Annotated in this window: 9 protein-coding genes; 4 read left to right on the forward strand and 5 right to left on the reverse strand. The window is 67.3% G+C overall.

Features of this window, described 5'->3' with window-relative positions:
* Nucleotides 1–71: 71 nt before the first annotated feature.
* The 4 genes from BLW02_RS17240 to surE all read right to left on the reverse strand — a co-directional run bounded on the left by BLW02_RS17240 (nucleotide 72) and on the right by surE (nucleotide 3,566).
* Entirely contained in the window at nucleotides 72–1,067 is a 996-nt protein-coding gene (locus tag BLW02_RS17240) for an RluA family pseudouridine synthase (protein ID WP_244273746.1), read from the reverse strand.
* Nucleotides 1,068–1,147: 80 nt separating this feature from the next.
* Nucleotides 1,148–2,008 carry a peptidoglycan DD-metalloendopeptidase family protein gene (locus BLW02_RS17245; RefSeq protein ID WP_092700794.1) on the reverse strand — a complete coding sequence of 287 codons (861 nt, stop codon included), beginning with the start codon at nucleotides 2,006–2,008 and terminating at the stop codon, nucleotides 1,148–1,150.
* Between the two features lie 11 nt (nucleotides 2,009–2,019).
* Nucleotides 2,020–2,784 carry a protein-L-isoaspartate(D-aspartate) O-methyltransferase gene (locus BLW02_RS17250; RefSeq protein ID WP_026436304.1) on the reverse strand — a complete coding sequence of 255 codons (765 nt, stop codon included), beginning with the start codon at nucleotides 2,782–2,784 and terminating at the stop codon, nucleotides 2,020–2,022.
* Entirely contained in the window at nucleotides 2,784–3,566 is a 783-nt protein-coding gene (surE, locus tag BLW02_RS17255) for a 5'/3'-nucleotidase SurE (protein ID WP_092700797.1), read from the reverse strand. The genes BLW02_RS17250 and surE overlap by 1 nt, the downstream gene beginning before the upstream one ends.
* Before the next feature lie 126 nt (nucleotides 3,567–3,692).
* Here surE and BLW02_RS17260 point away from each other — a divergent pair, with 126 nt between their 5' ends.
* The 4 genes from BLW02_RS17260 (at nucleotide 3,693) to BLW02_RS17275 (ending at nucleotide 9,645) form a co-directional block, all read left to right on the forward strand.
* Nucleotides 3,693–4,667 carry an NADPH:quinone oxidoreductase family protein gene (locus BLW02_RS17260; RefSeq protein WP_092700800.1) on the forward strand — a complete coding sequence of 325 codons (975 nt, stop codon included), beginning with the start codon at nucleotides 3,693–3,695 and terminating at the stop codon, nucleotides 4,665–4,667.
* Nucleotides 4,668–4,900: 233 nt separating this feature from the next.
* Complete coding sequence (locus BLW02_RS17265; protein ID WP_092700803.1) at nucleotides 4,901–6,475, forward strand: alkaline phosphatase D family protein; 1,575 nt, start codon at nucleotides 4,901–4,903, stop codon at nucleotides 6,473–6,475.
* Nucleotides 6,476–6,637: 162 nt separating this feature from the next.
* On the forward strand, nucleotides 6,638–8,473 hold the full coding sequence (locus BLW02_RS17270) for a gamma-glutamyltransferase family protein (RefSeq protein WP_092700806.1): 1,836 nt from the start codon (nucleotides 6,638–6,640) through the stop codon (nucleotides 8,471–8,473).
* Between the two features lie 125 nt (nucleotides 8,474–8,598).
* The gene (locus BLW02_RS17275; RefSeq protein ID WP_092700809.1) at nucleotides 8,599–9,645 is read left to right on the forward strand and encodes an Ldh family oxidoreductase; all 1,047 of its coding nucleotides are present in this window, start codon (nucleotides 8,599–8,601) and stop codon (nucleotides 9,643–9,645) included.
* Nucleotides 9,646–9,649: 4 nt separating this feature from the next.
* Here BLW02_RS17275 and BLW02_RS17280 read toward each other — a convergent pair.
* Nucleotides 9,650–9,958, reverse strand: a 309-nt coding sequence (locus BLW02_RS17280) for a transposase (protein WP_139285400.1), incomplete at its 5' end; no start/stop codon positions are given.

Genomic DNA, 9,958 nt, shown 5'->3' on the forward strand with positions numbered 1-9,958 from the left:
AGAAAGACACTCTGGAACAAAGCACCGCGCGGCGGGAAACCGCCTTCGGGCGAATGCGGTCGGGCAGACCGTCAGGGCGGATTGTAGCCCAGCCCCCACTGGGACAGCGCCTGCTCCATATCGGGCGGCAACGGCGCCTGGAACTCAAGCACAAGGCCTGAGACCGGATGCTGGAAACACAGCCGGTAAGCGTGCAGTGCCTGACGCTCCAGCCCCGCAGCGGGAGCCCCACCATAAAGAACGTCCGCCACCAGGGGGTGCCCTATGGATGCCATGTGCACCCGAATCTGATGCGTGCGTCCCGTATGCAAGGTGCACTCCACCCAGCAACCCATGTCGTTGCCCGCAAGCCATCGCACATCGGTGCGCGCGGGTTTGCCGGCATGGCTGTCCAGATTGACCACGGCCATGCGCAAACGGTTGCGTGGGTCACGCCCTATGGCGGCCTGCACCGTGCGGTTGCGAGGCCCCGTCCAGGGCCGGTGCGCCAGCGCAAGGTACTGCCGGTGCACGGTGCGCTGCGCAATCATGCGCACAAGTGTGTCCATCGTTGCCCGATCCCGGGCAACCACCATCAGGCCACTGGTGTCCTTGTCCAGCCGGTGCACGATGCCAGCGCGGGGCACCAGATGCGCCTTTTCGTCGCGTGCCAGCAACCCGTTCAGCAAAGTTCCACCCCAGTTGCCCGGGGCGGGGTGAACCACCAGGCCCGCCGGCTTGTTGATCACGAGCAGATGTTCGTCCTCATAAACCACGTCGATAGGTAGCGATTGCGGGCGAAACGCCTGGCTCTGCAGCGTCGGGCGCAGCTCGATCACGAGCGGATCGCCCGCCTTCACCCGCGCAGCAGCCTTGGTCGCCGTATGACCACTCAGGGAAACAAGCCCCTGCGACAGAAGCTGCTGGAGATAGCTGCGGGAAAATTCGGGCACGAGCTCGACCAGCGCACGGTCCAGGCGTGCGCCATGCTGGGCGACGCCCACCTCCAGATGGCGCAGTTCGGATTCGGCCTCGGCAAGGCCACTGAATTCGTCCGAGAAGCCTGCGTCCTCCGCACTCTCTGGCAACCCATCTCCCTGTGCGGTCACCAACGCCGGTTTTTTGTTCGATCCCCCCTTGTGGAGCGCATCAGACACAGCAGACAAGCTCAGCGCGCCGGCAGGTAGCGGACAGGGTCCACGGGTTTGCCCTGGCGGCGAATCTCGAAATGAAGCTTCACGCGATCAGCATCCGTGCTGCCCATCTCCGCGATTTTCTGCCCGCGCCGCACGGTCTGGTCTTCCTTGACCAGCAACGCCTGGTTGTGTGCATAGGCCGTCAGGAAGGTGTTGTTGTGCTTCAGGATGACGAGATTGCCGTACCCCCGCAAACCGGCGCCCGCATAGACCACCCGCCCGTCGGCTGCGGCGAGAACCGGGTCACCGGCTTTGCCTGCAATATCGAAGCCCTTGTTACGGGCCTCATCAAACCCCGCCAGCAGGGAGCCAGAGGCCGGCCAGATGAAAGGAACATCATCCTCCGACGAGGCGGCTGCATGCGCAGGCGCAGGGACGGGTGCTGGCACGGGCGCTGCAGTGCTGGCGGCCGGCCTGGGCGCACTGGCGGCCGAAGAAGGGGTGACAGCTGCGGAGGCAACAGGACGCGTCACCACGCCCGTCTCTGCGACGGCAGCCGAGGGCGGCACGACGCGCAGCACCTGCCCCACTTCGATCAGATTGGCATTGTCCAGGTTGTTCCAGCGTGCAATGTCTTTCCAGCCCTGACCATTTTCAAGGCCGATGCGAATCAGCGTATCCCCTGCCTTGACAGTGTAATAACCCGGTTTTCCAGCGTTCTCGGCGCCCGGCAAGGGCTTGGCGGATGCAACAACCACCCCGGGAGAGGAGGATGCCGAAGACGCTCCACGGTCCTCCACAGGAGCCTTCGTCATCCGGGTTCCGCAGCCGACAAGCACCAGCGCCGTCAACACGGCGGAAACACCAACGACATGACTACGCGATACCAACATAAGCATTCCCTTCAGGCAATCCCCGATTTTAGGGGGACAAAATGAACCGGCTCGAGAACGCTTTGTTTCAATCCGTGCGCGGTTTTGTCGATCACAAGCAACACTTGCTGGCCACCGGCAAGCGCCATGGGCGCAACGAGGCGCCCTCCCACGGCCAACTGGTCGCACCAGGCCTGCGGCACTGCCTCGCCACCGGCCGCCGCAATGATGGCCGCATAGGGCGCACCCTTGGCATAACCCTGCATGCCATCGCCAAACAGCAAATGCACGTTGGCCAGCCGCAGGTGGCGCAGGTTGTCACGGGCCTTTTCGTGCAGGCCGCGCAGCCGCTCGACCGAATACACCTCGCGTGCAACATGGCTGAGCACCGCGGCCTGGTAACCGCAACCGGTGCCAATTTCCAGCACCCGACCCAGCCCGCCAGCGCGCGCGCCGTCGGCCCCCAAAAGCAGCTCGCACATGCGTCCCACCACGCTCGGCTTGGAGATGGTCTGGGCCAGGCCAATGGGCAGACTGGTGTCTTCGTACGCCTGGTTCACCAGCGCACTGTCGACAAAGCGGTGCCGCTCCACAGTGGACATGGCCTGAAGCACCACCGGCGAGGAAATACCGCCTGCAGCAAGCTTTTGCACCATGCGGGCGCGCACCGCTGCCGAGTCCAACCCGACCCCCTGGGGCGCTGCGGGGGCACTGGCGCGCATCGGCATGGGTGCGACTCTGGAGGGAGCCCCCCCCGAACCATCCAGGCGCGCAGGAAAACCGGGCCTGCGCTGCATCACCATTGCGGGGCCGCTGGTCCAGCAGCCACCAGGCGGGACGCGGTTTGCGCCCAATAGCCAAGATTGTCATGGTCCGTCAGGTCCACTTTCAAGGGAGTGACCGACACATGCCCCTGGGCCGTGGCGTGAAAATCGGTACCCTCGGCGTCGTCCTTGGCCGCGCCAGCCCCGCCAATCCAGTACATCACCTCCCCGCGCGGGCTTTCCTGCACGATCACGCGCTCGGCCGCATGGCGGCGCCCCAGTCGGCACAGCTTCAGGGGGCGCAACGCCTGCAGCGGCATGTTCGGGATATTGATATTGAGCAGCCAGGGCGCTTCGGCCACCAGGTTCTGCGCCACCATCTGCGCAACGATTTCGCGGGTTTTGTGCGCCGCCGCCTCGATCTCGCCCCAGCCCTTGTCCACCTGCGAAATCGCCATGGCCGGAATGCCGAAAAGATACCCCTCCATGGCAGCACCGACCGTGCCCGAGTAGACGGTGTCGTCACCCATGTTGGCGCCGTTGTTGATGCCGGACACCACCAGATCGGGGCGGTAGCCGAGCAGCCCCGTGAGGGCGATGTGCACGCAGTCGGCCGGCGTGCCATTGACGTAGCGAAAGCCGTTGGCTGCCTGGTGCACATACAGCGGCGAATGCAGGGTCAGGGCGTTCGACTTGGCGCTGTTGTTGTGCTCGGGCGCCACCACCTCGACGTCTGCGATGGTCTTGAGCGCGTCATACAAGGCCACGATGCCCGGTGCCTGGTAGCCGTCGTCGTTGGATAGGAGAATCTTCATGGTCACTGTGCGGGGTTGCAACGGATTGTAGGTGGCACCCAGCCAGGATGCGCCCGTCGCTCGTGGGACATCGCACGCCCTTGGGCCACCCCTATCATGCAGGCCACCATTGACAGGAGACATCCCATGCACGCTTGGCTTTGCACCAACCCCACCGGCGTTGACGCGCTCGCCTGGACCGAACTGCCCACGCCCACGCCCCAAGCAGGCGAGGTGCTCATCGAGATCAAGGCGGCCAGCCTGAACTTTCCCGATCTGCTGATCGTGCAGAACAAATACCAGATGAAGCCGCCTCTGCCCTTCGTGCCGGGCTCCGAATACGCGGGCGTGGTGCAGGCGGTGGGCGAAGGCGTCACGCACTTGAAAGTCGGCCAGAACGTGGCCTGCCTCTCGGGAACGGGCGGCTTTGGCACGCACACCATCGCTCCGGCGACCCTGTGCATGCCCCTGCCAGAGGGTTTCTCGTATGTGGATGCCGCCGCCTTCATCATGATCTACGCGACCTCGCACCATGCGCTGGTGGACCGGGCCCAGCTCAAGGCCGGCGAGACGGTGCTGGTGTTGGGCGCCGCAGGCGGTGTGGGCACCGCCGCCATCCAGATCGCCAAGGCCATGGGCGCACGCGTGATCGCGGCGGCCTCCAGCGCCGAAAAATGTGCGCTGTGCACGTCCATCGGCGCCGACGCCACCATCAACTACAGCCAGGAAAACCTGCGCGACGCGATCAAGGCCCTGACCGGCGGCAAGGGGCCGGACGTAATCTACGACCCCGTGGGCGGTGATTTCGCCGAGCCGGCCTTCCGCTCCATCGCGTGGCGCGGCCGCTACCTGGTGGTGGGCTTTGCCTCGGGCCCCATTCCGGCGCTGCCGTTCAACCTGGCGCTGCTCAAGGGCGCCTCCATCGTGGGGGTGTTCTGGGGCGACTTTGCCAGGCGCGAGCCCCAGGCCAATGCCGCCATGATGGTCAAGCTGGCCCAGTGGTACGGCCAGGGCAAGATCAAGCCCGTGATCGACCGCACCATGCCCATGGCCGAGCTGCCCGCAGCCTACGCCCACATGGGCTCGCGCGGCGTGATGGGCAAACTGGTCATGGTCAACTGATGAATCACCAGACCAGGGGACTGCACGAAAAATTGCCGGCATCCGCCACCCGGCCTTTCCGGAAGGGCCGCTGCAGCACATTCTGATTCAGCGCCTGCTGGCCCCGCTAGGCCAGAGCGAAACCAGCACCGCGGCCCTCCAGCGCGCCAACAAGAGCATGTACCTGGCCAAGCGCTCGGGCAAGAACCGCGTCATGGCCGCCTGAACCCGCCCCACACCACCCACCCGCTGCCATGACACCCCTGCAACGCCGCGCCTTCCTGCAGTACGCCAGCGGGGCCGCCGCCGCCGGCACCCTGCCCCGCTGGGCCTGGAGCAACAGCCCGGTGCAGCACGACCCCTTTGCGCTGGGCGTGGCCAGCGGCGATCCCACATCGGAGGGCGTGGTGCTCTGGACGCGGCTGCAGCCCACGCCAGACCACCCATTCACTGCGCAGCTCACCGTGCACTGGGAACTGGCCGACGACCCGGCCTTTCGGCACATCGTGCAACGCGGCCAGGCCACGGCGCTGCCGGCCCTGGGCCACAGCGTGCATGTGGAGGTGACCGGCCTCGCCCCGGCGCGCTGGTACCACTACCGCTTCATGCTGGGCGATGCCGTCAGCGCCTCGGGCCGAACCCGCACCGCGCCCGCGGCCGACGCCCTGGACGCCCATCTGCGCATCGCCTTTGCGTCGTGCCAGCGCTGGGAACACGGCCACTACGCCGCCTGGCGCCACCTGTGCGCCGACCAGCCCGACCTGGTGCTGTTCCTGGGCGACTACATCTACGAATACGCGACGCCCCCCATCACGACAGGGCTGGCCCGCGTGCACGCGCTGCGGTACGCCAGCACCCTGGCCGACTTCCGCGACCGCTACGCACTGCACAAGAGCGACCCCGCCCTGCAGGCGGCCCATGCCGCGTGCCCCTGGGCCGTCACCTGGGACGACCACGAGGTGCAGAACGACTACGCCAGCGCCCAAGGCAAGGGCAGCCAGGGCGACCCGGCAGCCTTCCTGGCCCTGCGCAGCGCGGCCTGGCAGGCCTTCTACGAAAACATGCCGCTGCGCGCCGCCAGCCTGGCGTCGCCCGACTTCGGCACGCTGCAGGTGTACCGGCGCCTGCGCTGGGGCCGGCTGGCGAACGTGCATCTGCTCGACACCCGCCAGCACCGCTCCTGGCAGGCCTGCCGGGCGACTGACACGGGCGGTGCTGCTGCCGTGCGCCCCCAGGACTGCGCAGCCCTGGCCGACCCGCAGCGCAGCCTGCTGGGCGCCACCCAGGAGCAGTGGCTGGATGCAGGCCTGGCCGCCGACGCCCGGCACGACCGCACCCGCTGGAGCGTGATGGCCCAGCAAACCCTGTTCTCGCCCCGCCGCTACCCCTCGGGCGTCGTTTCCACCGACAGCTGGGACGGCTACCCCGGCGCCCGCGCGCGCCTGTTGCAGTCGCTGGCCCGCCACGCGCCACGCAACAGCGTGCTGCTGGGGGGCGACATCCACCAGAACTACGTCTGCAAGGTCCAGTCCGAGGCGGCGGGCGGCCAGCCATCCAGCCCGGAGGTGATCGCCAGCGAGTTCTGCGGCACCTCGATCAGCTCGCGCGCGGGCACCACGCAGGACAAGGTCGATGCCATTGCCCGCCACAACCCGCATGTGCTGCTGGCGCGCAGCGACCAGCGCGGCTACGGCCTGGCCGACATCACCCCGCAGCGCTGGACCACCACCCTGCGCGTGGTGGACGACCCGCTGCGCGCCGACAGCGGCGCATCCACGCAGGCACGCTTTGTGGTGGAAGACGGGCGGGCGGGGCCAGTGCCAGCCTGAACCACGGCGCTCATTAATTAATAGCTTCTTGCGCAACCCTATCAGGAGCCGCAAGCCAAAAACACTCATCATCTGCGCGTCTGTTCCGTAATGTAATAACGGCGCCGGCCGGCGCGGCAGCCCGGTACCATGGGTTTTCCGCCCACCCAAGGAGATCCCAGGATGCCCAAGCCCCCCGCCCTCCGCCTCGTGCTGATTGCCGCCGCTGCCGTGCTGGCCGCTTGCAGCAGCGCTCCTCCGCTGGCCTACACCGTTCCGGACCAGCCCGAAGGCTCGTCGGGCTACACCGACAAACCGGGCTGGGCCGCCGAGAAGTTCGCCGTGGCTGCCGCCAACCCGCTGGCTACCGACGCGGGCTACCAGGTGCTCAAGGCTGGTGGTTCGGCCATCGACGCGGCCATTGCCGTGCAGATGGTGCTGACGCTGGTCGAGCCCCAGTCGAGCGGCATTGGCGGTGGCGCCTTCCTGCTGCACGCCGCAGGCGCCCGGGTCGAAGCCTATGACGGGCGCGAAACCGCACCGGCGGCGGCCACCGACAAGCTCTTCCTCGGTGTGGACGGCAAACCCCTGCCCTTCAACGATGCCGTGGTGGGCGGGCGCTCGGTGGGCGTGCCGGGCACGGTGCGCATGCTGGAGCTGGCCCACAAGGAACATGGCAAGCTGGCCTGGGCCCAGCTGTTCCAGCCCGCCATCCAGCTGGCCGAGGGCGGCTTCAAGGTCAGCGCGCGGCTCAACGCGCTGCTGGCCAACGACAAGTTCCTGGCGCAAGACCCCGTGGCCGCCGCCTATTTCTACGACGCCGCAGGCAAGCCCTGGCCCGTGGGCCATGTGCTGAAGAACCCCGAGCTGGCCGCCGTGCTGCGGGCCATTGCACGGCAGGGTTCCAAGGCCCTGCATGAGGGCGACGTGGCCCAGGCCATCGTGGCCAAGGTGCGCAAGCATCCCACCAACCCGGGCCCGCTCAGCCTGGCCGACCTGGCCGGCTACCAGCCCAAGAAGCGCGAAGCCCTGTGCACCAGTTACCAGGTCGCGCCCCACGACTACCGCGTGTGCGGTTTTCCGCCACCAAGCTCGGGGGCCATCGCCATCGGCCAGATCCTGGGCATCCTCAGGAACACCGACGCGGCCGCGCTGCCCCTGCAAGAGGGCCTGCGCGGCCCGGCGCCCGGTGCCGACTGGCTGCACCTGTACACCGAAGCAGCGCGCCTGGCCTTCGCCGACCGCGCGCAATACGTGGCCGACCCCGATTTCGTGCAACCCCCCGGCGGCAGCTGGATGAGCCTGCTGGAGCCCGGCTACCTGGCCCAACGCGCCAAACGCATTGGCACGCAGAGCATGAAGGTGGCACAGCCCGGCACCCCGGGCAGCGTGCGCACCAGCCATGCCCCCATGCCCGACCAGCCTGAATACGGCACCAGCCACATCAGCATCGTCGACGCCTTCGGCAACGCCGTGGCCATGACCACCACCATCGAGGACCAGTTCGGTTCGCGCCAGATGGTCACGACCAACGCCGCGCGCCCTGGCGGCTTTCTGCTCAACAACGAGCTCACCGACTTCAGCTTTGCCCCCACCGATGCGCAGGGCCAGCCCATTGCCAATCGCGTGCAGCCGGGCAAGCGCCCGCGCTCGTCCATGGCGCCCACGCTGGTGTTCGACAAGGCCAGCGGCGAACTGCTGATGAGCGGCGGCAGCCCCGGCGGCGCGGCCATCATCCACTACACGGCCAAGACGCTGTATGGCGTGCTCAACTGGGGGTTGATGCCCCAGCAGGCCATCAACCTGCCCAACTTCGGTTCGTTCAACGGCCCCAGCCTGCTGGAGGAAAACCGCTTCCCGCCCGCCACCGTGGAGGCCCTGCGCGCCCGCGGCGCCGAGGTGCGCGAGATGAACATGACCAGCGGCCTGCAGGCCATCACGCGCGGCCAGGTGCATGGCAAGAAGATGTGGCTGGGCGGTGCCGACCCACGGCGCGAAGGCGTGATGATGGGCGACTGACAGCAATCAGCATTCAAAGAGGCTCTAGCGCTTACCCATAAGCGCAAGATGCTACTCAAAACATAGCAAAAAAAATCCGTAGACAACCGCCACGACCATGGCTGGCTGCCTCCACCACCCTGCCCATGCCCCACACCACCGTCCCCGCCACCCAGCACATTGCCTTTGCCGAACTGCAAGACCTGCTCACCCAGATCTTTCTGCGCCACGGTACCTCGCCCGAAGTGGCGGCGATCCTGGCGGCCAACTGCGCCAGCGCGCAGCGCGACGGCGCCGCCAGCCACGGCATCTTCCGCATCCCCGGCTACCTGTCCACGCTGGCCAGCGGCTGGGTCAACGGGCGGGCCGTGCCGCAGGTGCAAGACGTGGCGCCCGGCTATGTGGCGGTCGATGCCGGCAACGGCTTCGCCCAGCCGGCCCTGCAGGCCGCGCGCAGCCTGCTGATCGAGAAGGCGCGCCACAACGGCATTGCGCTGCTGGCCATCCGCAACTCGCACCACTTCGCCGCGCTCTGGCCCGATGTGGAGCCGTTTGCACGCGAAGGGCTGGTGGCGCTGGCCTTTGTCAACAGCATGGCCTGCGTGGTGCCCACGGGCGGGCACAAGGCCTTGTTCGGCACCAACCCCATCGCCTTCGCCGCGCCGCGCGCGGGGGACAACCCGCTGGTGTTTGACCTGGCCACCAGCGCCATCGCCCACGGCGACGTGCAGATCGCCGCGCGCGCAGGCCACCGCTTGCCCGAGGGCTATGGCGTGGACCGCCATGGCCAGCCCACGCGCGACCCTGCCGCCGTCCTCGATGGCGGCGCGCTGCTGCCGTTTGGCGGTTACAAGGGATCGGCCCTGGCGATGATGGTCGAGCTGCTGGCCGCGGCGCTCACGGGCGGCAACTTCTCGTTCGGCTTCGACTGGTCGCAGCATCCCGGCGCCAAGACGCCCTGGACGGGCGAGCTGCTGATCGTGATCGACCCATCGAAGGGCGCCGGCCACTCTTTCACGCAGCGCACCGAAATCCTGGTGCGGCACATGCGCGCCGCCGGCCAGGACCGCCAGCCCGGCGACCGCCGCTACCAGCAGCGTGCGCAATCCGATCGCCATGGCATTGCGATCGGCTGCGAGGAACTGGCCCGGCTGCGCGGCCTGGCAGCGGCGCCGCTGCCGCCGGCCGGTTAAGAATTTATCCGTAAATAATGTTGACTGGCAGCTCGATCTTGCGCAGGGCGATGATGGTCGCTGCGAGGTGGTTAAGCGCCAAGAAGGTGTGTTCGAGCTTTTCGTAGCGCACCAATAGTTTCCTGAATCGGTTGAACCAGCCATGACAGGCCTCGACCACCCAGCGACGGGCCTTCTTCTTCGGGTCTCGCTTCTTCTGCGCCGCTTCGCTCTTGCGGCTGACCACATGCGGGATATAGCCATGGGCAAGGATCACGGCCATGGCGCCTTTGCCCCGATAGCCCGCATCGGCGCACAGATGTTTGGATCGACG

The sequence above is a fragment of the Acidovorax soli genome (assembly GCF_900107605.1).
GTDB lineage: Bacteria > Pseudomonadota > Gammaproteobacteria > Burkholderiales > Burkholderiaceae_C > Acidovorax > Acidovorax soli.

Excerpts from the sequence above, each read along its gene's own strand:
- BLW02_RS17245 (WP_092700794.1), bottom strand. The coding sequence starts at position 2,008 with ATGTTGGTATCGCGTAGTCATGTCGTTGGTGTTTCCGCCGTGTTGACG.
- BLW02_RS17250 (WP_026436304.1), bottom strand. The coding sequence starts at position 2,784 with ATGCAGCGCAGGCCCGGTTTTCCTGCGCGCCTGGATGGTTCGGGGGGG.
- surE (WP_092700797.1), bottom strand. The coding sequence starts at position 3,566 with ATGAAGATTCTCCTATCCAACGACGACGGCTACCAGGCACCGGGCATC.
- BLW02_RS17260 (WP_092700800.1), top strand. The coding sequence starts at position 3,693 with ATGCACGCTTGGCTTTGCACCAACCCCACCGGCGTTGACGCGCTCGCC.
- BLW02_RS17265 (WP_092700803.1), top strand. The coding sequence starts at position 4,901 with ATGACACCCCTGCAACGCCGCGCCTTCCTGCAGTACGCCAGCGGGGCC.
- BLW02_RS17270 (WP_092700806.1), top strand. The coding sequence starts at position 6,638 with ATGCCCAAGCCCCCCGCCCTCCGCCTCGTGCTGATTGCCGCCGCTGCC.
- BLW02_RS17275 (WP_092700809.1), top strand. The coding sequence starts at position 8,599 with ATGCCCCACACCACCGTCCCCGCCACCCAGCACATTGCCTTTGCCGAA.